General features: G+C 65.8%; 22 protein-coding genes. 6 read left to right on the forward strand and 16 right to left on the reverse strand.

What is annotated here, in order from left to right; translation table 11 throughout:
* The first annotated feature begins 297 nt into the window (after positions 1 to 297).
* Positions 298 to 1,356 carry an acyltransferase family protein gene (locus D0B54_RS15075; RefSeq protein ID WP_117292114.1) on the forward strand — a complete coding sequence of 353 codons (1,059 nt, stop codon included), beginning with the start codon at positions 298 to 300 and terminating at the stop codon, positions 1,354 to 1,356.
* Positions 1,357 to 1,543: 187 nt separating this feature from the next.
* Here D0B54_RS15075 and D0B54_RS15080 read toward each other — a convergent pair whose 3' ends face one another.
* From D0B54_RS15080 to D0B54_RS15105, 6 genes are all read right to left on the reverse strand, one after another.
* A complete protein-coding gene (locus D0B54_RS15080) occupies positions 1,544 to 3,196 on the reverse strand; it encodes a polysaccharide biosynthesis protein (protein WP_162932450.1) in 1,653 nt (550 codons plus the stop codon).
* Positions 3,133 to 3,570, reverse strand: coding sequence for a hypothetical protein (locus D0B54_RS15085; protein ID WP_117292116.1), 438 nt, complete (start codon positions 3,568 to 3,570; stop codon positions 3,133 to 3,135). Before D0B54_RS15085 ends, D0B54_RS15080 begins: the two co-directional genes overlap by 64 nt.
* Positions 3,571 to 3,883: 313 nt before the next feature.
* Positions 3,884 to 4,816, reverse strand: a complete 933-nt coding sequence (gene secF / locus D0B54_RS15090) for a protein translocase subunit SecF (protein ID WP_117292117.1) — start codon at positions 4,814 to 4,816, stop codon at positions 3,884 to 3,886.
* Positions 4,817 to 4,837: 21 nt separating this feature from the next.
* Positions 4,838 to 6,691, reverse strand: a complete 1,854-nt coding sequence (secD, locus tag D0B54_RS15095; RefSeq protein WP_117292118.1) for a protein translocase subunit SecD — start codon at positions 6,689 to 6,691, stop codon at positions 4,838 to 4,840.
* Between the two features lie 112 nt (positions 6,692 to 6,803).
* Complete coding sequence (yajC, locus tag D0B54_RS15100; RefSeq protein ID WP_441347441.1) at positions 6,804 to 7,070, reverse strand: preprotein translocase subunit YajC; 267 nt, start codon at positions 7,068 to 7,070, stop codon at positions 6,804 to 6,806.
* Positions 7,071 to 7,200: 130 nt separating this feature from the next.
* Positions 7,201 to 8,208, reverse strand: coding sequence for an NAD-dependent epimerase (locus tag D0B54_RS15105; protein ID WP_117292119.1), 1,008 nt, complete (start codon positions 8,206 to 8,208; stop codon positions 7,201 to 7,203).
* A 144-nt stretch (positions 8,209 to 8,352) separates the two neighbouring features.
* Between D0B54_RS15105 and D0B54_RS15110 the strand changes: the two genes are divergently transcribed.
* Both D0B54_RS15110 and D0B54_RS15115 read left to right on the forward strand, forming a co-directional pair.
* On the forward strand, positions 8,353 to 10,095 hold the full coding sequence (locus D0B54_RS15110; RefSeq protein ID WP_117292120.1) for an acyl-CoA dehydrogenase family protein: 1,743 nt from the start codon (positions 8,353 to 8,355) through the stop codon (positions 10,093 to 10,095).
* Positions 10,096 to 10,148: 53 nt separating this feature from the next.
* Entirely contained in the window at positions 10,149 to 10,625 is a 477-nt protein-coding gene (locus D0B54_RS15115) for a glutathione peroxidase (RefSeq protein ID WP_117292121.1), read from the forward strand.
* Positions 10,626 to 10,868: 243 nt separating this feature from the next.
* Here D0B54_RS15115 and ypfJ read toward each other — a convergent pair whose 3' ends face one another.
* From ypfJ to D0B54_RS15150, 7 genes are all read right to left on the reverse strand, one after another.
* Positions 10,869 to 11,747 (reverse strand): KPN_02809 family neutral zinc metallopeptidase, encoded by an 879-nt coding sequence (gene ypfJ / locus D0B54_RS15120; protein WP_117292122.1) that lies wholly within the window; start codon positions 11,745 to 11,747, stop codon positions 10,869 to 10,871.
* On the reverse strand, positions 11,744 to 12,133 hold the full coding sequence (locus tag D0B54_RS15125) for a hypothetical protein (RefSeq protein ID WP_117292123.1): 390 nt from the start codon (positions 12,131 to 12,133) through the stop codon (positions 11,744 to 11,746). The genes ypfJ and D0B54_RS15125 overlap by 4 nt, the downstream gene beginning before the upstream one ends.
* On the reverse strand, positions 12,130 to 12,810 hold the full coding sequence (locus D0B54_RS15130; RefSeq protein WP_117292124.1) for a hypothetical protein: 681 nt from the start codon (positions 12,808 to 12,810) through the stop codon (positions 12,130 to 12,132). The genes D0B54_RS15125 and D0B54_RS15130 overlap by 4 nt, the downstream gene beginning before the upstream one ends.
* Positions 12,807 to 14,414: a vWA domain-containing protein gene (locus tag D0B54_RS15135; RefSeq protein ID WP_117292125.1), complete on the reverse strand. Its 1,608-nt coding sequence runs from the start codon at positions 14,412 to 14,414 to the stop codon at positions 12,807 to 12,809. Before D0B54_RS15135 ends, D0B54_RS15130 begins: the two co-directional genes overlap by 4 nt.
* Positions 14,415 to 14,424: 10 nt before the next feature.
* Positions 14,425 to 15,654, reverse strand: a complete 1,230-nt coding sequence (locus D0B54_RS15140; RefSeq protein ID WP_117292126.1) for a toxic anion resistance protein — start codon at positions 15,652 to 15,654, stop codon at positions 14,425 to 14,427.
* Between the two features lie 40 nt (positions 15,655 to 15,694).
* Positions 15,695 to 16,828: a hypothetical protein gene (locus D0B54_RS15145; protein ID WP_162932451.1), complete on the reverse strand. Its 1,134-nt coding sequence runs from the start codon at positions 16,826 to 16,828 to the stop codon at positions 15,695 to 15,697.
* 108 nt (positions 16,829 to 16,936) lie between these two features.
* Entirely contained in the window at positions 16,937 to 17,578 is a 642-nt protein-coding gene (locus tag D0B54_RS15150; protein ID WP_117292128.1) for a TetR/AcrR family transcriptional regulator, read from the reverse strand.
* Between the two features lie 62 nt (positions 17,579 to 17,640).
* On the opposite strand from D0B54_RS15150, the gene D0B54_RS24350 reads away from it, so the two are divergent.
* Complete coding sequence (locus D0B54_RS24350; RefSeq protein ID WP_162932452.1) at positions 17,641 to 17,814, forward strand: hypothetical protein; 174 nt, start codon at positions 17,641 to 17,643, stop codon at positions 17,812 to 17,814.
* A 14-nt stretch (positions 17,815 to 17,828) separates the two neighbouring features.
* Positions 17,829 to 19,334 carry a flavin monoamine oxidase family protein gene (locus D0B54_RS15155; protein ID WP_117292129.1) on the forward strand — a complete coding sequence of 502 codons (1,506 nt, stop codon included), beginning with the start codon at positions 17,829 to 17,831 and terminating at the stop codon, positions 19,332 to 19,334.
* Between the two features lie 230 nt (positions 19,335 to 19,564).
* Here the strand turns inward: D0B54_RS15155 and D0B54_RS15160 are convergent, their stop codons facing one another.
* Positions 19,565 to 20,095, reverse strand: coding sequence for an REP-associated tyrosine transposase (locus D0B54_RS15160; RefSeq protein WP_117292130.1), 531 nt, complete (start codon positions 20,093 to 20,095; stop codon positions 19,565 to 19,567).
* A 223-nt stretch (positions 20,096 to 20,318) separates the two neighbouring features.
* Between D0B54_RS15160 and D0B54_RS15165 the strand changes: the two genes are divergently transcribed.
* Positions 20,319 to 20,708 (forward strand): hypothetical protein, encoded by a 390-nt coding sequence (locus D0B54_RS15165; RefSeq protein WP_117292131.1) that lies wholly within the window; start codon positions 20,319 to 20,321, stop codon positions 20,706 to 20,708.
* A 47-nt stretch (positions 20,709 to 20,755) separates the two neighbouring features.
* Here the strand turns inward: D0B54_RS15165 and D0B54_RS15170 are convergent, their stop codons facing one another.
* Both D0B54_RS15170 and D0B54_RS15175 read right to left on the reverse strand, forming a co-directional pair.
* Positions 20,756 to 21,970 (reverse strand): DUF1501 domain-containing protein, encoded by a 1,215-nt coding sequence (locus D0B54_RS15170; RefSeq protein ID WP_117292132.1) that lies wholly within the window; start codon positions 21,968 to 21,970, stop codon positions 20,756 to 20,758.
* A gap of 5 nt (positions 21,971 to 21,975) precedes the next feature.
* Positions 21,976 to 23,556 (reverse strand): DUF1800 domain-containing protein, encoded by a 1,581-nt coding sequence (locus D0B54_RS15175; RefSeq protein ID WP_162932453.1) that lies wholly within the window; start codon positions 23,554 to 23,556, stop codon positions 21,976 to 21,978.
* Between the last annotated feature and the right edge of the window lie 347 nt (positions 23,557 to 23,903).

The following is a 23,903-nucleotide window of genomic DNA, read 5'->3' on the forward strand; positions in this document are numbered from 1 at the left end:
GTTGGGGCCGCAAGTGTAGCCAAGACCAGCTACACAAACCGCGTTGCAGTTCACGCTACTCCGCGCCTGCCGCCGATACTGACTGAACCCCTCGTATCCGGGGTTTCCACCCCTGAGGTTCCTGTTAGTATTTCAACCACTTACCCGGCGCCGGTCCAAGCCCGCGTTGGAAAGCGCCTCGGCACGGCATTGCCCCCGCGTCCAGAAGCGCCCTCACCCGTGAAAATTCAGCCGTGGCTTCATGCGCGGCGCAGTCTAACGCTTTATAGCAAACGATATCAGGCCCTATCTGCCCCGATGAGTACCCGCCATCTCGATTCCCGCCAGGAACTGATCAGCATCCAGTTGCTGCGCGCCCTAGCCTCCATCCTGGTCCTGCTGGCCCACCTCCAGATCAAGGAGAGACAGTACGGCGACGCCGGCGCACTGATCTGGCAAAACTTCGAGATCGGCGCCATCGGCGTCGACATATTTTTCGTTTTGAGCGGTTTCATCATCTACTACGTCGCCGGGGCCAGCCAGCGCAACTTAAGCGCGGCGGGAACCTTCCTGCGCCATCGCTTCGTCCGCGTACTGCCGATCTACTGGACCCTGACCGCGGTCGCCCTGCTGGTGTTCCTGCTGCGCCCGGACCTGGTCAACAAGAGCGGGGTCGGCCGCACCACGGACATCGCCGCCTCCTTCCTGCTCTACCCCACCAACGACAAGCTGCTGATCCAGAACGGCTGGACCCTGTCCTACGAATTCTTCTTTTATTTCAGCTTCTTCTTCGCGATCGTGGCCTTCCGCCCCGCGATCCGGGCCTGGGTCGTGGCCGGCGCCGCCTTCATCTGCGCCGCGCTCGGCATGTGGCTGCAGCCTGAGGGCCTGCTGGCGCGTTTCGCCACCAACTCGCTGATCCTGGAATTCGGCTACGGGGTGGTCATTGGCGCCCTGCTCAGCGGTCGGCGCGATCGCAGCCGCGGCGAGGAAATCAGTGGCGCCCTGGTTTTCGTCGCGGGCGCAGTCGCCATCGCCTGGGTTGCCAGCCTGCCCGGCGCGCTGCCGCTGCCGCGCGGCCTGTGCTACGGCATCCCGTCAGCAATGCTGGTGTGGGGGGCGCTCTGCCTGGAACGGCGCCTGGGCCTGCTCGCCCGCTTCAAGATCCTTGGCGACAGTTCCTACAGCCTGTACCTGCTGCACGTCATGTCGCTGCCGGCGCTGGGCATGGTCTGGAGGAAGATCGGCTTCGGCGGGGCCGCCGGCAATTTCACGCTGCTGCTGTTCCTGTTCGTCGGCAGCATCGTCTCCAGCATCGTCCTGTACCGCTGGGTGGAAGTGCCATTGACCCGGACCCTGCGGCGCCGCTTCGGCTGAGAACCCGGGCGCAAGGCCGGGCAGCGATCCACCGGCAGACGGCGGGCACCGCGGTTCATCCAGGCGGCAGACCCGGTCAGTCAGGGATAAACAGCGGAAGGCTTCAGGCAGGTTGCGATCAGTCGCCCGGGCTGCGGGTTGCCGACTGAACCCCGGCAAGCAAGGGCGTCAAGGCGCCCTCGCCCTTTCAACTGGACGAGGCGCTCATCAGTCCGCCGTCGGCGATCGGGGTCGGCACCAAGTGCTTGGAAGGTTTCTGCGCCGGCCGGCGGATCGGAACCGCCTGCGATTCCGGCGGGGCGGGTTCGGCCAGGGGCTGTACCACCGGCTGCATGGTCGGGACGTATCCGCAGACCAGGGTGGTCAGCAGGGTCAGCACCTGCTGCGGCCTCTCGGCACTCACCGCGTCAGACATAGACACGAGGATAGGCGTCAGTTCGGCCTGCGTCAGGCAGGGCTCCTGAGCCTTCTGGATGCGCGGATGCGAGGTCGGCTCGGCGCTGGCGTCGATCAGCAACTCCTCGTAAAGCTTCTCGCCGGCGCGCAGGCCGGTATAGACGACCTCGATGTCGCCCTCCCCGGCGGCATCTTCCTTGGGACGATAGCCGGACAGGTGAATCATCTTGCGCGCCAAGTCCGAAATACGGACCGGCTCGCCCATGTCGAGCACGAAGATGTCGCCACGGCTCCCCATGGCGCCGGCCTGGATCACCAGCTGCGCGGCTTCGGGGATGGTCATGAAGTAGCGCGTCACTTCCGGATGGGTGACGGTAACCGGCCCCCCCTTGCGGATCTGCTCGCGGAACAACGGCACCACCGACCCTGAAGAGGCCAGCACGTTGCCGAAGCGCACCATCGACATTCTCATCTCGGGCGCGGCATGAGCCGCAGCCTGCACGATCAGTTCCTGCACACGCTTGGTCGCACCCATGACGCTGGTCGGGCGCACGGCCTTGTCGGAGGACACGAGTACGAAATTGTCCAGACGGCAGTGAACGGCGGCATCGACCACCACCCGGGTTCCCAGGATGTTGTTCTGCGCACCTGCCAGCACGTTCTGTTCCACCAGCGGCACATGTTTGTAGGCCGCCGCGTGGTAGACCGTCTGCACGGCATGGCGCAGCATCGCGCGTTCCACGCCGAGCTTGTCAAGGACGGTGCCCAGCACCGCGACTATTTCAGTAGAAATCTCGGACCTTGCACGCAAATCCTGCAACTCGCGCTCGATCTGGTAGAGCGCGATTTCAGACATTTCGAACAAGACTAGGCGCCGGGCGCCGCGCATCAGCACCTGACGGGCGAGCTCCGATCCAATGGAACCGCCGGCACCGGTGATCAGTACGCTCTTGTCCTTGATGAAGGCATCCATCAGGTGGGTGTCGGGGCACACCGGCTCGCGACCGAGCAGGTCCTCAACCTGTACGTCGCGCAGTTCGCCGACCTGCCTGCTGCCGCAGGCCAGTTCGTCCAGGCCCGGCATCACCATGACTTTAACCGAGAGCGATTCCAGCCCGCGGACGATGTCGGCACGGCGGTGCATGGAGGCGGATGGCATGGCCAGCAGGACGCGCGTGAACTTCAGGCGCTCGCGAAGCACCGCCAGGTTGTCCGGAGAATGGACGCGCAAGCCGGCAGCCAGACGGCCCTGCAGGTCCTTTCGGTCGTCCACCAGGCCAACCGGCCAATACTGGCCGGACGCTGTCAGGGCGGCGGCCAGCTGCGTGCCGGCACGGCCTGCCCCATAAATCAGCACTCGCTCGGACTGCAGGCCGTGGGTCACGGGCCGCAGCAGGGCGCTGGCGGTAAAACGCAGCCAGGCCAACGACAGGAATACCACCACCCCTGCAGGATCAGCATGTTCCAGTAATGCAACAGGGAGGAGCTGAACATCTGCAGCAGACCCAGGGCGACGATACCCAGGGCAGTCCCGAGCAGGACGCGGAACAGCTGGCTGCTGCTCCAGAAGCGCATCATCACGTCGTAGGTGCCGGCCATATGCAGTGCGGGCAGGACAAACAGCGGGGCCGGCAGGATGAAGCTGATCAGCAGGTCACCCGAGAGGATGGGCTGGCGCAGGAACAGGGCGAAGAGCAGGTAGCTCGCGGTGAGGACGACCATGAGGTCCGCCGCCAGCGCAATAAGACGCTTGCGAATGGAGGACAGTCCAACCAACGACGCCGCGAGGCGCGCCCCAACTTCTCTGGTAAGCGGCATTTATTAGCCCTTCAATACCCGTCTATTGTCCACCGGCAGCGGTCCAGCGTCTGCGCGCCAAGTCACACCAGGACCCTGGTTTTGCGCCAACCGCGACAATAGGCAAGATATTCATGACAATTGATACAGAATCCAAAATCCCAACGTCAACGAGAGGATACCCCTGCATTTGCCCTGGACCGGTCCGCTTGTCGGATACCAAACAAGAATCGGGCCAACCTTGGCGGATACAAGCACTGCTGCATTGCAGCGAAATCTTTTCAATCAGCAGACTACGCCAATTCCTTAGAGCGTGTTGCCCCCTGTTTGGGGGTCAGGGCATTTCGTCGATTTCTTTCTCTGCGGGCGGCAACAGGTCCTCTCGGGACACCCCCAGGGCGACCGCCAGGTTGGTCGAAACATAGATCGAGGAATAGGTCGCCACGATCACGCCCACGATCAGGGCCACCGAGAAGCTGTGGACGCTCTGGCCGCCAAGGGTGAACAGGGCCGTCAGCACCAGCAGGGTCGTGAAGTGGGTGATGACCGAGCGCAGCAGGGTCTGGTTGACCGACAGGTTGACCACGTCCAGCACCGAGGAACGGCGCTCGGCGATCAGGTTCTCGCGGATACGGTCGAAAATGACGATGGTTTCATTGTTCGAGTAGCCGATCAGGGCCAGGATCGCGGCCAGGGTGGTGATGTCGAACTCCACCCAGAACAGCGACAGGAAGCCTACCGCCATGACCACGTCGTGGACCAGGGCGGCAATGGCGCCCAGGGCGAACTTCCCCTCGAAGCGGAACGCGATGTAGAGCGCGATGCCGACGAAGGCAAAGAGCAGTGCCAGCGAGCCCTTTTGCGTCAGTTCGTCGCCGATCTGGGGACCGACGAACTCGATGCGGCGCAGCTCGGGGGCCTTTTCGGCACCCACGGCCAGGGCATGCAGGATCTGGCTGCTGACCTGGGCCGAGCTGGCGTTCTCGGCCGGCGGCAGGCGGATCATCACCGACGAGGCGCTGCCGAAGTGCTGGACCACGGCCCGTTCGTAGCCCCCCTCGTGCAGCTGCTCGCGCACGATGTCGAGCTGCACCGCCTGGGGATAGCCCACTTCCACCAGCACACCACCGGTGAAGTCGATGCCGAGGTTGAGGCCGCGCACCAGGACCAGGGCGATGGACAGCACCGTCAGTGCCGCGGAGATGATCAGGCCAAGCTTGCGCTGGGCCATGAAGTTGATGTTGGGAACGCCGGAAAAAATCTTCATGTTCAGTCTCTTACGTTCTTCTCACCAGACCGGCACGTCTTTCAGCGGACGCTTGGCAAAGCACAGCTGGGCCAGGGCCCTGGAACCGACGATGGCGGTGAACTGCGAGCTGATGATGCCGATCATCAGGGTGATGGCAAAGCCCTTGACCGGACCGGCGCCCAGGGCGAACAGCACGATCGTGCCGATCAGCACCGTGACATTGGCGTCGGCGATGGTCAGGAAGGCGCGCTCGTAGCCTGCCTCGATCGCTGCATGGGGCTTCAGCCCATTGCGTAATTCTTCTCGAATCCGCTCGTAAATCAGCACGTTGGCGTCTACCGCAATACCCATGTGCAAGACGATGCCGGCAATGCCGGGCATGGTCAGGGTGGCCTGCATCAGCGACAGCACGGCGAACACCAGCAGCAGGTTCAGGAGCAGGGCAGCCGCGGCGAACAGGCCGAACACGCGGTAGTAGAAGGCCATGAACAGCACCACCAGGCCCAGGCCCAGGGCGGCAGCGGAGAAGCCCTTGCGGATGTTGTCCTCGCCCAGGCTGGGACCGACGGTGCGCTCCTCGACGATCTCGACCGGGGCCGCCAGGGCACCGGCCTTGAGCAGCAGGGCCAGGTCGTGGGCTTCCTTGCTCTCCAGGCCCGTGGTCTGGAATTTCTTGCCGAACACGCCGCGGATGCTGGCGATGGAGATCACCTCCTGCACGTCGCGGTGCTCGCGCATGGCCACGCCCTGCGCGTTGTAGTTGGTGACGACCTCGCGCTCCTTGAACAGCACCGCCATCGGCTTGCCGACGTTGCGCTCGGTGAAGGCAAACATGCGCTTGGCAGCGGCGCCGTCGAGCGTGACGCTGACCGCGGGGCCGCCCTGCTCGTCCACCGTGGCGGCGGCATCCACCAGGTTGTCGCCGCCGGCGATGATCTCGCGCTTGAGCAGCACCGGGCGACGGTCCTCGCGGGTGTAGAACAGCTCGGTACCCACCGGGGTGATGCCGCTGGCGGCGGCGCTGTAGGCGTCGCCGTCATCCACTGCGCGATATTCCAGCGTGGCGGTGGCGCCCAGCAGGTCCTTGACCTGGGTGGTGTCCTGCACGCCGGGCAGCTGCACGACGATGCGGTTGATGCCCTGGCGCTGTACCAGGGGTTCGGCCACGCCGAGCTGGTTGACGCGGTTGCGCAGGGTGGTGAGGTTCTGCTGCACTGCGAAATCGACGATGCGCTTGGCTTCCTGCGGCGACAGGGCAACCTGCAGCTGGGTCGTGGACGCCTGCGGCACCGTCAGCGTGTACTCGGGGAAGTTGCGGGCGATCAGCTTGCGCGCCTGCTCCAGGGTGGCGGCGTCGGCGAACTCCAGCAGGCCATGGCTGCCGGCTTCGCGGCGCCCGGTGTAGCGGACATTTTCCTTGCGCAGGAAGGCCGGCACGTCGGTCACGATGCGCTGCACGGCTTTCTTGTTGACCTCCTCGATGTCCACTTCCAGCAGGAAGTGCACGCCGCCGCGCAGGTCCAGGCCGAGGTTCATCGGCTTGGCCCCGATGGCGCGCAGCCAGGGCGGCGTCTTGGAGGCGGAATTCAGCGCCACGACATAGCCGTTGCCCAGTTCGCGCTTGAGCACGTCGGCGGCATGCAGCTGAGTCTCGGCGCTGGGCATGCGGATGACCCAGCGCTGGTCTTCCATCCCGCTGGACAGGGAGGTCAGCTTGTTGGCCTCCAGCGCCTTGGCCACGATGTCGCTGAAGTCGGCGGGCATCGGATCGCCGGACCCCATCGAGACCTGGACCGAGGGGTCGTCGCCGTAGAGATTGGGCGCCGAATACAGCGCGCCCAACACCAGCGCGAGGACCAGCACGACGTACTTCCAGCTTGCGTAAGGCTTCATGAGGCGTGTCCCGCCAAGGGATTTGGAAACCCCTTCCCTTCCCGGAAGAGGCCGGCCCGGGCGGACGCCCGGGCCTCTTCCCTCTCATCGAAATGAGAGGGGAATCAATTGCTTAAAGGTTCTTGAGGGTGCCCTTGGGGAGCACGCTGGTGACCGACTGCTTCTGCACCTTGACGCTGACACCGTCGGCGATCTCGACCGTCAGGTAGACCTCGCCGATGCCGGTGACGCGGCCGGCCAGGCCGCCGCCGGTGACCACTTCGTCGCCCATGGCGACCTTGGAGAGCATCTGGTTGTGCTCCTTGCTGCGCTTCATCTGCGGGCGGATCAGCATGAAGTAGAAGACGATGACCAGCACGACCAGCGGGGCGAACTGCATCAGGGCGCTCGGCTGGGCGGCAGCGCCCTGGGCATAGGCCGGGGAAATCAGGAAATCCAGCACGTAAAGCTCCGAAAAGAGAATGATTCTTGAAAATCGAGCGGCGGATTATGCCACGCCCGGATGACGCTCAGACGCGGTAGTACTCCCGGTACCAGGCCACGAAGCGGGACAGCCCCTCTTCGATCGAGGTCGATGGCTCGAAGCCCACATCGCGCTTCAGATCGTCCACGTCGGCATAAGTTCGGTAGACGTCGCCCTGGGCCATCGGCTTGAAGTTCTTCTGCGCCTCGCGGCCGGTGAGCTTTTCCAGCACCTGGATGAAGTGCATCAGCTTCACCGGGGAGTGGTTGCCGATGTTGTAGAGGCGGTAGGGGGCGCTGCTGCGGCCCAACTGCGGCGGGTCGCCGGTCCAGGAGGGGTCGGCGGCCGGCAGCCGGTCCATGGTGCGGATCACGCCAGTAACGATGTCGTCGATGTAGGTGAAGTCCCGCTCCATGTCGCCGTGGTTGAAAACGTCGATCGGCTTGCCCTCGAACAGGGCCTTGGTGAAGGAGAAATAGGCCATGTCCGGACGGCCCCAGGGGCCGTAGACCGTGAAGAAGCGCAGGCCGGTCGTGGGGATGCCAAACAGATGGCTGTAGGAATGCGCCAGGGCCTCGTTCGACTTCTTGGTGGCGGCATACAGACTGACCGGATGGTCGACCGTGTCGGTAATGGCGAAAGGCACCTTGGTGTTGGCACCGTAGACCGAACTGGACGAGGCGTAGACCAGGTGCTTGACCGGATACTGGCGGCAGCATTCCAGGATGTTGACGAAGCCGGTCAGGTTGCTGTCGACGTAGGCGCGGGGGTTCTGCAGGGAGTAGCGCACGCCGGCCTGGGCGCCCAGGTTGAGCACCACGTCGGGGCTCCAGTCGGCGAAAACCTTGCTCATGGCGTCCATGTCGGCCAGGTCGGCCTGGACGAAGCGGAAGCCGGGGCGCCCCTGCAGCTGCTGCAGGCGGGCCCGCTTCAGGGCCGGGTCGTAGTAGTCGTTGAGGTTGTCGTACCCCACCACCTCGTCGCCGCGATCCAGCAGGTGCTGGGTGCAATAGAACCCCACAAATCCGGCTGCGCCGGTGACCAACACTTTCATTTTCTGCCTTTTGATCGGATTTTCAGCACCCGGGTCGCAAATTCTAGCAAGCCGGCGTGGCATTTTTTGCAACGGCTGGCATCTTCAGCTGTGCTAGCCTTGCCGCCCTGAAAATTTCCCCTTCTCACCGCTTAGGACTCTTCCATGGCTACCTACAAGGCTCCCCTGCGCGAAATCAACTTCGTCCTCAACAACGTCCTGAAGGCCGAGCGCCTGTCGCAGCTGCCAGGCTTCGAGGACGCCAGCCCGGAGACCCTGACCGGGCTGATCGAGGAAGCCGCCAAGCTGATCCAGAACGAGCTGGCGCCGCTGAACTCGAAGTCCGACCAGCAGGGTTGCGTGTACGCCAACCACGAGGTGAAGGTGCCGGACGGCTTCAAGGAGTTCTGGAAGTCCTACTCCGACGCCGGCTGGGTCGGCATCATGCAGAGCCAGGAGTTCGGCGGCGCCGGCCTGCCCTACACCCTGGGCAAGGTGATCGAGGAGCTGCTGTGCTCGGCCAACGTGGCCTTCGCGCTGTACCCGGGCCTGACCCAGGGCTGCTTCGAGGCGATCGCCGCCAACGGCACCGACGGACAGAAGCAGACCTACCTGCCCAAGCTGGCCTCGGGCGAGTGGTCCGGCACCATGTGCATGACCGAGCCGCAGGCTGGCTCCGACCTGGCCGCGGTCAAGACCAAGGCCACCCCGCAGGCCGACGGCTCGTACCTTTTGGAAGGCAGCAAGATCTTCATCACCTCGGGCGAACACGGGATGGTGGACAACATCATCCACTTCGTCCTCGCCCGCCTGCCGGATTCGTCCCCGGGCATCAAGGGCCTGTCAACCTTCGTGGTGCCCAAATACCTGGTCAACGCCGACGGCTCGCTGGGCGCGCGCAACCCGGTCAAGGCCGTGTCCATCGAGCACAAGATGGGCATCAACGGCTCCTGCACCTGCACGCTGAGCTTCGAGAATGCCAGGGGCTGGATGATCGGCGCGCCGAACACCGGCATCCAGAACATGTTCGTGATGATGAACCTGGCGCGCATCATGGTGGGCTACCAGGGCCTGGGCCAGTGCGAACTGGCCACCCAGAACGCCATCGCCTACGCGCTGGACCGCAAGCAGGGCAAGGCCTTCAACGGCGGCGACGTGATCGCCCACCACCCCGACGTGCGCCGCATGCTGCTGCAGATGAAGGCGGTCACCGAGGGCGCCCGCGTGCTGGCCTACGAGACGGCGATGCACGTCGATGTCACCCACCACTCCACCGACGCCGCGGCCCGTGAAGAGGCCCAGGACTGGGTCGAGCTGAACACGCCGCTGGTCAAGGCCTTCTGCACCGACAGCGCGGTGGACCTGGGCTCCCTGGCGATCCAGGTCTACGGCGGCCATGGCTTCATCAAGGAGCACGGCATCGAGCAGATCGTGCGCGACGCCAAGATCCTGTGCCTGTACGAAGGCACCAACGGCATCCAGGCGATGGACCTGGTGCGCCGCAAGCTGATGCTCAACGGCGGCCGCCTGCCCAAGCGCTTCTTCGAGGCCGTGCGCCGCGACCTGGCCAATGCCCCGGACTTCATTGCCGGCCCGCTGGCCACCGCCGTGGAAGAACTGGAGCGCAGCACCGCCTGGGTGCAGCAGTCCTACAAGACCACGCCGGACGACGCCGCCTTCGGCTGCGTCGACTTCCTGCGCGCCTTCGCCCTGACCTATCTGGGCTGGAACTGGCTGCGCATGACCCGCGCCGCCGATGCCGCGGGTGACGCCCTGTTCGCCGACACCAAGCGCGCCACGGCGCAGTTCTTCGCCAGCCGCATGCTGTCGCAGGTGCCGGCGCTGCTGGCCAACGTGCGCCAGAGCGCGGCGCCGCTGATGGCTTTCGACGTCGCCGGCTTGCAGTGATCGCAGGCGCGGCCTAGGCTGCGCCAGACCTCAAAACAACCAGGGGATTGACCATGAGCGTGTACGGATTCGAAGCCAAGACCATCGACGGCCAGAGCCAGTCGCTGGACGCCTACCGCGGCAAGGTGCTGCTGATCGTCAACGTCGCCAGCAAGTGCGGTTTCACGCCGCAGTACAAGGGCCTGGAAGAGGTCTACCGCCGCAACAAGGACAAGGGCCTGGCGGTGCTGGGCTTCCCCTGCGACCAGTTCGGCCACCAGGAGCCGGGCGACGAGAACGAGATCAAGAACTTCTGCTCGCTCTCCTACGACGTCAGCTTCCCGCTGTTCGCCAAGATCGACGTCAACGGCGACAACGCCCACCCGCTCTACAAGTACCTGAAGAGCGCCTCGCCCGGCATCCTCGGCACCGAGGGCGTCAAGTGGAACTTCACCAAGTTCCTGGTCGACAAGAACGGCAACGTGGTGAAGCGCTACGGCTCGATGGATACGCCGGAGAAGATCGAGAAGGATATTGCGGAACTGCTCTGATCTGGTTTCTGCTGAATGTGAAAAAGGCCCCGAAAGGGGCCTTTTTCATTCTGGCGCTCCTCTCTCCCGCTTGCGGGAGAGAGGTCGGGAGAGAGGGTTTCTGTAGAACTGCAGAAGGTCATCCAAGCTAGCTCTACAGCAACCCTCTCTCGGCAACTGCTCCATGCGTTGCCCTACCTCGGGGATTCATCCCCTCGCCGCCCTCCGGGCACCCTCTCCCGCAAGCGGGAGAGGGGAAAAAAGCTACAGCCGCGCCGCCTTGAACGTATCGCAAACGTTCGGATCGCCCGACTCGAATCCCGCCCGGAACCAGCGCACGCGCTGCTCCGAGGTGCCATGGCTGAAGGCGTCGGGCACCACCGTGCCCTGCGACTGCTTCTGCAGGCGGTCGTCACCGATCGCGGTGGCGGTGTTGAGCGCCTCTTCGACGTCGCCGGTCTCCAGCCATTGCAGCTTCTTCTCGGAACGGTTGGCCCAGACGCCGGCGAGGCAGTCGGCCTGCAGTTCCTGGCGCACCAGCAGGCCGCCGTCGCCCTGCACGTTCTTGCCGGCGCGGCGCGCCTGGTTGACCTTGTCGCTGACGCCCATGAGGGTCTGCACGTGGTGGCCGACCTCGTGGGCGATGACGTAGGCGTAGGCGAAGTCGCCACCGCCGCCGAGGCGCTGCTGCATGTCGTTGAAGAACGACATGTCGAGGTAGACCTGGTGGTCGCCGGGGCAATAGAACGGCCCGGAAGCGGAGCTGGCGCTGCCGCAGGCCGAATCGACGCCGCCGGAGAACAGCACCAGCTTCGGCTGTTCGTACTGGCGGCCCGACTGCTGGAACACTTCGCCCCAGACCACCTCGGTCTCGCCGAGGATGGCGCGCACGAAGTCGGCGGTCTCGTCGTTCTGCGGCGGCGGCGCGCCCTCCTGCGGCACGGCCTGCTGCATGCCACCGGTCATCTGCGACACCAGGCCCAGCATCTCCAGCGGGTTCTTGCCCAGCAGCAGGCTGATCACGACCACCGCGGCGATGCCGCCGAGGCCCAGCTTGCCGCCGCCACCGCCGAAGCCGGAGCGGCGCCCGGAACCGCGGACGTCCACCACGTTGTCGCTGCGCTGTCCGCCTTTCCACTTCATGGTGCCGACCCTCGCATCGGTTGCAGTGCCCGCGCCATCAGGCCCAGTCCGGCCGCCAGCAATGCCAGCATCGCCAGCGTGTCGAACAGGCTGGTCGGACTGAAATAGATGTGCAGGTTCATCAGTATGCCGGCGAAGATGATGGTGAGCCCCGCGGCTGTCAACAGCCATCCGGCGAGGCTCCTGCCGCCATAGGCCAGCAGGCCGATGCCGATCAGGAAGGGCAGCAGCGATAGGCCGAAGGCGTTGTAGCCCCAGAGCGCCCAGCCGCCGCTGCTGACGGTGACGCGCGACACCAGCATGTAGCCGCCGCCCACTGCCATCACGAAACCCCAGAGGAAGGGGCCGAGGCCGCCGGGGGTGCCGCCAACGTTACGCCAGCTCATGTCCTGTCTCCTTCCGGGCCAATCAGGTCGGGCCGCTGGAACTTGCCTTCCAGGAAGCGGCCATGCGCCAGCATGCCCTGGGCCTCGGCACGGAAGATGCGCTCGCCCAGCTCCTTGAACTGGCCCTCGAGTACCCCGAGCTGTTCCACCAGCAGGCGCTCCGCGGTCTTGCCGTCGCGGATGACGTGATAGCGCCGGTAGAGCGGCGGCAGGCGCAGGAAGTGGTCGAAGGTTTCCGGCAGGTAACGCGCCAGGCTGACCCGCAGCGTGCGGCGATCGTCCTCGCTGAGCACCTGCGCCTGCAGCTGCGGCAGGATCGCCTGCACCTGCTCGTGGATGCGCTGCAGCAGCGCCAGGGCCTCGGTGCCGAGTTCGCCGCGCACGCGCTCGATCAGCTGCGCCAGCCCCTGCCCGAGTTCGGCCGGACCCAGGTCCTCGGGCAGCTGCAGCCCCAGGCGCCGCGGCCGTGGCGCGGCCAGCGCGCCCAGCAGGTAGAGCCCGGCGACGATCAGCAGCCAGCCGCGCCCGATGACCCCGGCGAACAGCAGGGCCACGCCGGCCAGGCCGGCGACGCTGCCCCAGACGTTGGCGCTGCCGTAGACGTAGCGCCAGAGGCCTTCGAAGCGCCCCGAGGTGTGCGCGGCGAGCGGCTGCAGCGCGCCCGGCCCCGGGGTCACTGGTAGCCCCGGATGTCCCGGAACACCTGCACCAGCGAGGTCTTGCGGCCGTCGAACACGCGGCCGCCGGTGAGTTCGGCCAGGGCCTTCATTTCGTCGTTGTTCGACTCGCCGAACAGGATCGGGAACACGCGGATACGGGCGGCATCGCCATACTGGCCGTAGCGCTGCCGGAAGCCGTCGAAGCCCATGCCGCTGGTGTTCTTGCCGTCGGTCATCAACACGATGCTGAAGTAGCGGTCCTGTTCCCCGGGCAATGCCTTGCCGGCGCGCCGGTAGGCCTCGTCCAGCGCGTCATAGATGGCGGTGCCGCCGTCGGCCTGCAGGCTGCCGACGAACTCGCGGTAGCGCTGCTTCTCGGCCGCGAACGCTGCGGCGTCGCTGAAGTCCAGGGCGGCGGTGGCGACGATGCGGTCGGAGAAGGCGATCAGGTCCACGCGCTCGCGCAGCTGCAGGCGCGAAAAGCGGCTGCTCAGGCTGGCGCTGTCGCCGCCCAGGCCCAGCAGGCCGTCGCGCAGCTGCAGGATGCGCCCGTCCTCCTCCATGGAACCGCTGACGTCGAGCACGAAGTACGAGTGTCCGGGCCGGCGCAGTTCGTCGAGGTAGGCATCCAGCAGCCCGTCGAGCACGTCCAGCGAGCCGGGGAACGGCAGTTCCACCAGCAGGCGCTGGCCGAACTCCCCTGCCAGCGGCACGCCCGGCGCCGCCGGACGGCGGTGCGTACGTTCCATGATGCGCTGCTGCACCTGCGGCTGACGCAGGAAGGCCACCAGCGCCTCATAGGCCGGCTTGCGCTTCTCGTCGAGCAGCATCAGCGGATAGTCGGAGGTGATGATGCCCTCCTTCGGATAGACCGGCACCAGCGGCTCGGACAGCCCGCCCTGCTGGTTCATCGACAGGATCACCGACTCGTAGTTGACCATGCCGTCGAGGCCCTGGGCATTCTTGCGCCAGGCGTCGGCCAGCCAGCCGGAACTGCCGGCGGTGAGCTTCTGGCCGGAGAAGAACTCGCGCAGGCGCGGCGCGTTGATGTCGGCCAGGGTCAGGCCGTCGGCCTTGCCCGACAGCGCGGCGGCCACCCCGACCACGGCGGAGAAGCCGGAGTTGGAGGCGGTGGGATTGGTCATGGCATAGCTGAAGCGCCCGGCCTTGACCGCGTCGGCGATCTCGCCCCAGGTGGGGTCCTTGCGGTCCCAGCCCAGCTCGCGCGCCTTGCCGGCCTTCACTCCCAGGATCACCGGCGACAGCATGATCTTCTCGCTGGCCTTGATCCGGCCCTGCGTGGCCAGCGACAGGTAGCGGCCGCTGGAGGTCCAGGCGAAGGCATAGGGCGCCGACGCCGCGTTGAGCTTGTCGACCGCGTCGAGCGTGCCGCCGTACTCGAAGCGGATCGGCGCGCCGGCCGCCTTCTCCATCTCCGGCAGCAGGAATTCCAGGTCCTTGAGCTCGGAGCCGGCGAGGATGCGCAGGGCGTTGGGATCATCGGCGCGGGCCGACGATCCCGGCTCCGACGCCTCCTCGCCCGAGGGCCGGTTGCCCAGGCCGCGCGCGATCAGCAAGGCGACGACGACCAGTACGAGAATCCAAATGCCGCGGCCTTTCATGCGCGCCTCCCTACAGACGGATCACGCCGTCATCGACCTTCTGCAGCCCCGCCTCGGCGACCGCGGAACGGGCCTGCTCGCCGCGGGCGCGGTCGAGGTAGGTCTTGGCCTTCTTGGTTTCGTCGGTCAGCACCTGCACGGTCTTGGCCATGCCGTCGAGGGCCTTGATCTTGAAGTCCTGCATCATGTCCATGGTGTCGTAGACGTTCTGGAAGGCGCGCTGCAGCTTCTCGATCTCGATCGTGCTGCCGGCGGCCTGCTGGTGGATTTCGCTGGCCTGCCGCTTGAGCATCTGCGAGGTCGCCTCGATCAGGTTGCCGGTGGTGGTGTTGAGCGCGGTGACCTGGTCCAGCACCAGCTTCTGGTTGGTCAGGGCCTGCGCCACCATCACCGCCGTGCGCAGGGCGGAGATCGTGGTGGTGGTGGCGCGCTGCACGCCCTTGATCAGCTCGAGGTTGGTCTTGCGGATCATGTCCAGCGCCAGGTAGCCCTGGATGTTGACCGCGGTCTGGGTCAGCAGGTCGGTGACCTTCTGGCGCACGTAGAACAGCACGTCCTCCCGCAGGATCTTCGCGCGGGCCGGGTCGCTGCCGTCCAGTTCCAGCGCCTTGGCCTCGAGCTTGCCGTCCAGGCCCTTGAGCACGTAGACGTATTGCTCCATGCGCTGCATCAGGTTCCAGAGGTTGATCTTCTCTTCCTCGATCGCGGCGTTGTCGCGCTCCAGTTCGTCGCGGCCGTTGTGCAGGGCGGTGATGATGCGCTGGATGTTGGACTGCGCCGAGGTGTAGCGGTCGAAGTACTGCGCCAGCTTGTTGCCGAAGGGGATCAGGCCCAGCAGCTTGCGCGGCTGGAACAGGTCGCCCTGCTTGCTGGGGTCCAGGTCCTCCACCAGGCGCCGCAGGTCCAGCAGCGAGCGCGACACGCCGGAGGCCTCGGACAGACCGCCGGATTCCATTGCCTTGACCGGGCGGTCGAGCATGCGGTTGCTGACCGAGGCGGCCTGCGCCACCTCGGCGTCGCCGGCGCCATGCACGGCCTTGACGCGTTTCTGGAATTCCTCGCCCTGCGGATCGAGACGGGTCACCGCATCGATGAAAGTGGAGATTTCGCCGTCGAGCTTGCCCAGCACATCGGGCGCCAGCTTGACCATCTGGTCGGCGCGCGCGGGCTCCACCGCCTGCACCGGTTGCGGCGGCGTCAGCACAAGGGTGTCGGTGGCTTCGGCGGTTGCGGTACTCATGGAGATTCTCCGTAAGGGGTCCGGCGAGCTTGGCCGGGGATCATTGCTTGAGCGTTTCAACCGCGCCGATCAGGCTTTCCACGATCTCGAAGCGCGGCGGATTGATGGTGTCGACCAGTTGCTCCGGCGCCTGCACCTGGCGCGCCTTCCAGACCTCGGTCTGGGCCTGCGGCTGGCGCGTGCGCCAGCCGTACTCGGCAGCGAGCTTCTGCAGCTCGGGGTCGGTCTCCAGCAGCGCACCGAGGCGCTCGCCCTGCGCCGACAGCGGGATGAAGACCTGCTTGGTGTAGACCGTGGGCCGCGGGTACAGCAGCACCATCTGGTCGGCGTTGACCAGCGGCGTCTGCTTGATGCGGTCCTCGATGAAGTTGGCCTCGTAGATCATCACCATGGGGGCCTTGCCCATGCCGATGGTCTTGTAGTCGTCATAGGGACCGAGGCTGGTGTTGTCCTGGAAGCCCTGCCGCCAGAACAGCGGCGCCACCTTCGGCGCCACCGCCTGCACCTCGGCCTCGGTCTGCACCACGGCCTCGTCGTTGAACAGGTAGCTGGCCAGCGACAAATACATGGCCGCGGAGTTGGACTTGCGCACGTCGGTGCTGGAGATCAGCACGCTGCGCGAGACCGGGTAGGCCTGGGAATCCTTGAGGTCCTTCCAGCGCCTGGCCTGGGCGCTGAGTTCGAGCAGGCCCTTCATGTCGACGATGTAGTAGTGGCCGCCCTCTTCGCGGGCGAGGCCATTGGCTTCCAGGATCTTCGCGATCGGCCGCCAGGAGGCGATCACCATCACCGTATAGAACGGCGTGTAGCTCTGCCGCTTGCCGCTGATCTCCTGGATCTTGACCGCCGCCGGCTCGCCGGCGGGAAAGGCGAAGTCGTAGCTCTTCAGGTCCGGCAGCGCGGCGATTTCACGCGAGCCATGTTTCTCCACGGTCAGCTGCAGGCCGTGGCGCGCCAGTGCCTGCTGCACGCGGGTGTCGCTGAAAAACGGCAGCTTTTCGGAGCCGATGGCGCCCCGGACCTGGGCCAGCCGCTCGGCCTGCGGCGCCGGCAGGGCCTCCGCATGCTTGTCCCGATAGGACCAGTAGATGCCCCCGGCCACCGCGGCGGCCAGCACCACCAGCATCACCGGACCGAGGATGTTCCGCTTGCCGCCTGCTTGAACCGCGCTCACCTGTCACCCTTTCTGGTTTGCCACAGTGTTCACGCTGCCGTGTGAAAGTTTCGTTACAGACGCAGCTCCGGCAGCGGAAAACCGGCAGCGCGTCGCATTCTGGAGTATTCAGGCCCTGTCCGCTGGCTCCCGCAGCACCAGGCCCAGCGCCGCCTGCAGCAGCTGCGCGCGCGGCCGCCAGGGGTATTCCGGGATCGTGACCAGGGAGTGACAGAGGCCCAGCAGCGAGCAGACCAAGGCCTCGCCCAGCAGTTGCGGGTCCCCGGGACGCGCGGCACCGCTGTCCTGCGCCGCCTGCACCAGCTCGCGGAACAGGCCGAAGCGCTCGACGATCGGCGAGGCATCGACATAGAGCTGCTCGCCGGCCGCGGCCTGGTCCTGGTTGAGGTAGACCATGCGGTAGCGCTCGGGATGCTCGCACCAGTAGTTCACGTAGGCCGCGCAGGCGTCGCGCAGGCGCTGCTCCGGCGTGGGCAGCGCCAGGGCCGCCTCGACGCGGGCGAACAGTTCGGCAAAGAAGTCTTCCCAGATGTGGCGCAGCAGGTCGTTCTTGCTGCGGAAGTAGCCGTAGAGGCTCATCGTGCTGCAGCCGGCCTGCTGGGCGATGCGGCGCATGCTGACCGCCTCGAAGCCCTCCAGCGCGAACAGGCCGCGCGCGGCGTCCACCACCCGCTCGCGCACCGCCTGCTCCTGGCCGGCGCTGCGGCGCGGTCGCCCGCGTCCCCTACCCCCCTTTTCGCCGCCTTCCATGATTGACGCGCCGCCTGCCTTGGCCTATTTTTCGTACACGTACAATAAATTCAGGACCGGGGATGAGCAAGCGGATTTTCGCGCGGGGCGCGGGGCTGGCGGCGCACGCCTGCGCGTGGTGGCGCTGCAGTACAAGCAGGAGATCCGCCACCGGCGCGCAGCTGTCGCCCGGCAGCGGCGACGCGCTGGAAAACGACGCTCTCGAAACCGCGGTGCGGGCCGACCTCACGCGCTGATCCCAAGGATTTCCATGGACGACCTCAAGGACCTCAAGCGCCGCCGCCTGCTCACCGGCGCCGCCGCGCTCGGCGCCAGCACGCTGATCCCCGGCTGCGGCGACAGCAGCCCCATCGGCAGCGCGCAGGCCGCGCCGGGCGGCGGTGCCAGCGGCAGCTACCAGGCCGACGTCGCCATCGTCGGTGCCGGGCTCGCGGGACTTGCCGCCGCACGCAAGCTGGTGGCAGCGGGCAAGAAGGTGCTGGTGATCGAGGCCCGCGACCGTGTCGGCGGCCGCACGCTCAACCACGCCGTCACCGCGCCGGGCGCGCAGCCGGGCACGGTGGTGGAGATCGGCGGGCAATGGGTGGGGCCGACGCAGGACCGCGTGCTGGCGATGATCGAGGAACTGGGCCTGTCCACCTTCAAGACCTTCAACAGCGGCAAGCTGGTGGACTTCCGCGACAACCGCCGCGCCGAGTACGCCGGCCGCATCCCGCCCGGCGCCTTCCTTGGCGCGCTGGAAGCGCAGCTGGCCATCACCCGGCTCAACGGCATGGCGGCCGACGTGCCGCTGGACAAGCCCTGGACCGCGGCCAGCGCCGTGGAGTGGGACAGCCAGACCTTCCAGAGCTGGATCGATGCCAACCTCTACAGCGACAACGGCAAGGCGCTGCTGCAGCTCGCCATCGAATCCGTGTTCTCGGCGCAGCCGCGCGATCTTTCATTGCTGGGCGTGCTGTTCTACATCCACTCCGCCGGCAGCCTGGAGAACCTGATCAGCACCGAGGGCGGCGCGCAGGACTCGCGCATCGTCGGCGGCTCGCAGCGCATCGCGCTCTCGATGGCACAGGCGCTGGGCAGCAGCCGCATCCTGCTGAACGCGCCGGTGCTGCGCATCGAGCATGACGACAAGGGCGTGACGCTGCGCGGCGACGGCTTCCAGGTGAAGGCCGCGCGCGTCATCGTCGCGATCCCGCCGACGCTGGCCGGGCGCATCCGCTACGCACCGGCACTGGACGGCCTGCGCGACCAGCTGACGCAGCGCGTGCCGATGGGCACGGTGATCAAGGTGCAGTGCGTCTACCCCAGGCCCTTCTGGCGCGACGCGGGCCTCAACGGCCAGGCCACCAGCGACACCGGCCCGGTGAAGCTGACCTTCGACAACTCGCCGCCCGATGGCCACATCGGCGTGATGATGGGCTTCATCGAAGGCTCCGACGGCCGCGCCGCGATCCGGCAGACGAAGGAACAGCGCCGACAGGGCACCATCGACAGCTTCGTGCGCTACTACGGCGAGCAGGCGCGCAATCCGCTGGAGTACATCGAGCAGAACTGGGCCTCCGAGGAATGGACACGCGGCTGCTACGCCGGCTACTTCCCGCCCGGCGTGTGGCTGGACTACGGCGAGGCGTTGCGCGCACCGATCGGTCGCCTGCACTGGGCCGGCACCGAGACGGCGGAGGTCTGGAACGGGTACTTCGACGGGGCGATCCGGTCGGGCGAGCGGGCTGCGGCGGAGGTCAGCGCGGCGGCCTGAACCCGGCGGGGCGGGACGGTCGAAACGGTATGCTTGGCACCGCGTGGGCAAAAGAGAAGATTTTCGCCCGCCCTACGAAAACTAGCGGAAGCGTTGGGCGAATAGTTTCCTGGCCTGCGCCGCGCGGGCAAACTTGAAGACGTTTGCCCGCCCTTACGGGGCTTTGCATGGCTTTTTGTAGGGTGGGCAAAGGTCTTTTCCTTTGCCCACGCGGGCGACCCATCAAGCGATCAAGGCGGCTCCCCAAACCCGCTCTCCTCGCCCGCGTCTCCCGCCCAATCGGCCGGAAACAATCCCGCTTTTACATCCCGTTGGAAACTTGAATACGACCAATCCGCCACACGCCTCACCAGACCATGCTTCACCGGATTGTAGTACGTGTACTCGGCATGCCGCCGCAAATCTTCTTCATCGCGAATCTGGTGCTCCCAGAAGCGCCTCTGCCAGATGCCTTTGTCTCGATGGACCAGCTTGCTGAGGCTGCGCGTTCCGGGTTCCAGGTGACGTGAAAAACCACTCTTGATCTGCGACCAGCGCTGCGAGAAGTCTGCGTCTCCTTCCGGCAGCTGCCAGATGGCATGAACATGGTCCGGCAGGATGCAGATGGCGATGGTTTCGAATGGTAGGCGCTGACCGACCTTTCGATAGACCTCGCGGAGTTTTTCGATATTGTCAGTCAATGCGGAACTGCGGCGATCTGCCAAGGCCACCGTGAAAAAGTAGCTGGCACCTGCGGCATGGCTGCGACGATAGCGGGACATGGCGCATTCTGTCCCGTGACGCGTGGGCAAAGCTATGCTTTGCCCACCCTACAGATTCAATGAAGTCGCTATCACATCCAAAAAGAACCCGTCAAACAGTTTGTGAGCGGTCTATTCACTACAGCTCAGCAACATTTTGCGTCGATACCCTAAATATCGATAACTTGATTCGGCGTACAGAATCGATCGTATGGTATCGGCGCACTCACATGGGAGCACGAAGATGAAGCAAGCAGTTATTCAGACGCTTGAACGTATCAACAAAGTCAGAGTACTCCCCACCGGCCGTCTGTTCGTGGCTGGCGAGGCTACAGTCAACATTCGCACCGCGACACAGAAATCCGGTTTCAAGTATTGGTTCGACGTGACACCGTCGTTCTACAGCTCCGTAAATTTCTTCCTGTTCGCATGTGGCGACGTATCGACGGTCTATGTTTTCCCTACAACCAAGCTTCAACTCCTCTTGGAGGGTGCAAGCTTAGGCGGAGCTAAACAGGTGCCGAACTTCACCATCTTCGCCGACACCGATGAACTGGAAGCCGCGGGCTCTGGCGGACACCGCAAGTCCATTGCAGAACACCTAAATGCCTATGCGCTCATGACACAGGCTTAACGGACCCTACGGCATGTGAGGCAAGCGCAGCTTGCCCACGCGTGGCTCTACAGCAGGAACTGCCGCCAGTTCCCCTGCGCCGCATAGCCACCCGGGAAGACCAGTTCGAGATCGGCGAGGCTCACGCCCAGGCGCTTGGCCAGGATTTCTCCCAGCACAGAGCGGAAGTCGGTGGTCGGCTCCAGGTCTTCGTTCTGGAACAGGGCCTGCGGGGAGAGGCCGGGCCAGCGGCCATGCACGCGGCCGCCGGCGACGCGGCCGCCCATCACCAGCATCGACGAGGCGGTGCCGTGGTCGGTGCCGCCGAAATTTTCCTTCGCCTTGCGTCCGAACTCGGTCATGGTCACGACGGTGACGTTGTCCATCATTGCGCCGAGGTCGTCGTGGAAGGCGACCAGGGCGTTGGCGAAGTTGGGCAGCGAGATGGCGTGGCGCGAGGCCTGGACGACGTGGGTATCCCAGTCGTCCTCGGAGTTCACGGTGACCACGCGCGGCGACATGCCGGCGCGGATCGCCTGGGCGGCGACCCTGAGGCCGTTGCCCAATGCGGTGGCGGGATAGGCGACCGTGGGGGCGGGCGGCGGGGTTTCGACCAGGGCGCGCATGCCCTGCGCCAGGCGGCGCGTGGTGTCGCCCGGCGGGCCGGCGAGTTCGGCCACGGCCTCGATCAGCGCGGTGACGGCGATGCCGCCGGTGGAGCCGTGGTTGAGGTCGGCGAAATCGCGCACGGCGATGGCGCCGGGATAGCCCTGCAGGCTCGCCGGCACCGCGTTCTCGGCGGCGATGGCGGACCAGACGTTGCTGTCGGCCGGCGCGCGCGTCATGGCACGGCCGAGCCAGCCGCCGATGACGCCGGCACGGGCACCGGCTTCCGCCAGGGTCTGCGCGTAGAAGTGCGAACGGTCGCGCGAGTCCAGCGGGACCCAGCCGGTGGCGGTGACGAAGCCGAGACGGCCGTTGTCGTAGAGGCGCTTGAGTGCGTTCAGCCCGGGGTTGAGGCCGAAGAAGCTGTCCAGCACCACCGGGTTGGTGACCTTGAGGTTGGGACGCAGGACGGCATAGTCCGGATCGCCGTAGGGCACCAGCATGTTGATCCAGTCGGCGGCGAAGCGCTGGAACACCACCACCAGCGTGTGGCCTCCGGCCGTGGACGCGGCGGCCACGCGGGCGGGTGCGGCAGCGGTTGTGGTTGTCGTGGCGGCGGCAGGCTTGGCAGCGGGCTTGGTCGCGGGCAGGAGCTTGTTGAGCAGGTTTGTCGGCATGGCAATTACCTCAGCAGGAACCACGGCGAAGCCAGCAGCGCGAAGACCAGGCCCTTGACGCGCTGCTCCAGCAGCGCGGGATCCATGACGGCATCGGGCGCGGCGCCCTGCGCGACGAAGGACACGGCGAGCGAGGTCACCGAGGCCGGCAGCGCCTGGAACAGCAGGTTGGCGCAGGCGTTGTCCACGGCCTGGCGCGGAGTCCTGGCGCGGGTGACGCTGCCGGCCACCGAGTTGCTGCCCTGCAGCGCGGCCAGCGGCCGCGCGAGGATGTAGCTGTAGCTGACGCCCTCCACCAGCTTCACCAGGTACTTCTGCTGGTAGAGCATGCTGTTGGTGTTGCCCCAGTAGTCGGCGCTGTCGGGGTAGCCGTTGGGCGCGGCCCACATGAAGGGCGCATGGCCGGCCTTGCCCAGCGAGGTGTAGAGCAGGCCCGCGGGGTTGGCCACCGGCACGCCGAACAGCTCGGTGTTGACGAGGTGATCCACGCGGTTGATGCCGCAGGCGCGCATGGCGCCGATCATGGCGTGCTGCGGGCGCTTGAGCTTGGCGCCGGCGCTGGCGGCGAACTCCGTGGAATTGAGGATCTGCCGCAGCATCGCCTTGATGTCGCCGCCGGTGGCGGTGAAGGTGGCGGCGACGGCAGTGACCAGCGCGGCCGGCGGTGTGTCGGAGACGAAGCGTGCGCAGAGCTTGCCGGCGATGTACTTCGCCGTGGCCGGATGATCGAGGATCAGGTTCAGGGCGCGGTCGATCTCGGCCTCGCCCCCGCCCGCCGGGAAGTTCTGGCCGAGGAAGGTCTTGGCGCTGGTGTCGTGCTGCGCGGCGTTGAACTGCACGGTGCCGTAGAGCGCGACGGCCAGCGGCAGGTCGACGATGTAGCCCAGGCCGCTGAGGATACGCGACAGGGCCTTCATGTCGGCTTCGCCGTAGTTGCCCTTGCCCATGGTGTGCAGCTCGAGCAGTTCGCGGGCGTAGTTCTCGTTGATCTGGCCTTTGCGGTTCAGCCAGTTGTCGAGGTAGTGCAGCATGTCGGCGCTGCGCACGGTCTTCTTCAGCAGCGTCTTGAAGTTGCCCATCGCATTGGGGCGGATCGCGCCGCGATCGAAGTCGATCTTCAGCGGCACCACATTTTTACGGATGTAGGTGTTGAAGTGGTCGTTCCAGAAATCGACCATCACCTCGTAGAGCTGCGCGCTGGAGAACAGCGCCTTGTAGAGCATGGCGCTCTGCAGGTCGAGGATGTGTCCCTCGGGATTGCCGCCGGTGAGCGAGGTCAGGTAGATGCCGGAGCCGGCGGTGTCGATGCGCGGGTACAGCGCCGCGGCGAGCAGGCCGGTGGCCGCGTCGCGGGCACCGAGCTGCTCCTCGATGTAGGCGGCGCGGCCGATCCTGCGGACACGGGCCAGGGCCGTATCGGTGGGACCGAAGCTGATGCGGCGCAGCAGGTGCAGGTCGGCATCGGGCCCGGCGACCTGCGCCGGTGTCATGGCCTCCGCTTCCTGGAACAGGCTGCCGACCAGGCTGGAGGAGAGCGAGGTATACCCTGCCGCCTGCAGGAATGCGCGGCGATTCATCGCAAGCATGTGAGGAAACTCCCTGCGCGTTGGCGGGCCAGGATTGGCTGCCGGATCGCGCCCCATGTGTAGATTATCCATGCTCCGGCAAGGGCGCTGTCGGATTTCGTCTTGCCGGTTTGAGCGAAACAAGACCGGCGCCGCGTACTCATCCCATTGGCAGATCCGCCACATTCGCTGACGTCAAGAAATTGACGCCGGGCAGAGACAGGGCGCCCGAAGGTATCTCTTTCAATAGACTGATTTTTATTGAGATAAAAAATGACTATTGGGTCAATAGTAATTTGTTGCATTGCAACATACCGCTCGTTCCGCTACTCTGCTGCAATGCAGCATTGCTGCGATGGAGCAAGACT

Origin of the sequence: Solimonas sp. K1W22B-7, assembly GCF_003428335.1 — a bacterium.
Taxonomy (GTDB): Bacteria; Pseudomonadota; Gammaproteobacteria; order Nevskiales; family Nevskiaceae; genus Solimonas_A.

Bases quoted from the DNA above. Each gene is read 5' to 3' on its own strand.
- D0B54_RS15110 (WP_117292120.1), top strand. From the start codon at position 8,353: ATGGCTACCTACAAGGCTCCCCTGCGCGAAATCAACTTCGTCCTCAAC.
- D0B54_RS15085 (WP_117292116.1), bottom strand. From the start codon at position 3,570: ATGCCGCTTACCAGAGAAGTTGGGGCGCGCCTCGCGGCGTCGTTGGTT.
- D0B54_RS15165 (WP_117292131.1), top strand. From the start codon at position 20,319: ATGAAGCAAGCAGTTATTCAGACGCTTGAACGTATCAACAAAGTCAGA.
- D0B54_RS15175 (WP_162932453.1), bottom strand. From the start codon at position 23,556: ATGCTTGCGATGAATCGCCGCGCATTCCTGCAGGCGGCAGGGTATACC.
- D0B54_RS15105 (WP_117292119.1), bottom strand. From the start codon at position 8,208: ATGAAAGTGTTGGTCACCGGCGCAGCCGGATTTGTGGGGTTCTATTGC.
- D0B54_RS15135 (WP_117292125.1), bottom strand. From the start codon at position 14,414: ATGAAAGGCCGCGGCATTTGGATTCTCGTACTGGTCGTCGTCGCCTTG.
- D0B54_RS24350 (WP_162932452.1), top strand. From the start codon at position 17,641: ATGAGCAAGCGGATTTTCGCGCGGGGCGCGGGGCTGGCGGCGCACGCC.
- D0B54_RS15140 (WP_117292126.1), bottom strand. From the start codon at position 15,654: ATGAGTACCGCAACCGCCGAAGCCACCGACACCCTTGTGCTGACGCCG.
- D0B54_RS15125 (WP_117292123.1), bottom strand. From the start codon at position 12,133: ATGAGCTGGCGTAACGTTGGCGGCACCCCCGGCGGCCTCGGCCCCTTC.
- ypfJ (WP_117292122.1), bottom strand. From the start codon at position 11,747: ATGAAGTGGAAAGGCGGACAGCGCAGCGACAACGTGGTGGACGTCCGC.
- D0B54_RS15170 (WP_117292132.1), bottom strand. From the start codon at position 21,970: ATGCCGACAAACCTGCTCAACAAGCTCCTGCCCGCGACCAAGCCCGCT.
- D0B54_RS15075 (WP_117292114.1), top strand. From the start codon at position 298: ATGAGTACCCGCCATCTCGATTCCCGCCAGGAACTGATCAGCATCCAG.
- D0B54_RS15160 (WP_117292130.1), bottom strand. From the start codon at position 20,095: ATGTCCCGCTATCGTCGCAGCCATGCCGCAGGTGCCAGCTACTTTTTC.
- D0B54_RS15150 (WP_117292128.1), bottom strand. From the start codon at position 17,578: ATGGAAGGCGGCGAAAAGGGGGGTAGGGGACGCGGGCGACCGCGCCGC.
- D0B54_RS15115 (WP_117292121.1), top strand. From the start codon at position 10,149: ATGAGCGTGTACGGATTCGAAGCCAAGACCATCGACGGCCAGAGCCAG.
- D0B54_RS15155 (WP_117292129.1), top strand. From the start codon at position 17,829: ATGGACGACCTCAAGGACCTCAAGCGCCGCCGCCTGCTCACCGGCGCC.
- secF (WP_117292117.1), bottom strand. From the start codon at position 4,816: ATGAAGATTTTTTCCGGCGTTCCCAACATCAACTTCATGGCCCAGCGC.
- yajC (WP_441347441.1), bottom strand. From the start codon at position 7,070: ATGCAGTTCGCCCCGCTGGTCGTGCTGGTCATCGTCTTCTACTTCATG.
- secD (WP_117292118.1), bottom strand. From the start codon at position 6,691: ATGAAGCCTTACGCAAGCTGGAAGTACGTCGTGCTGGTCCTCGCGCTG.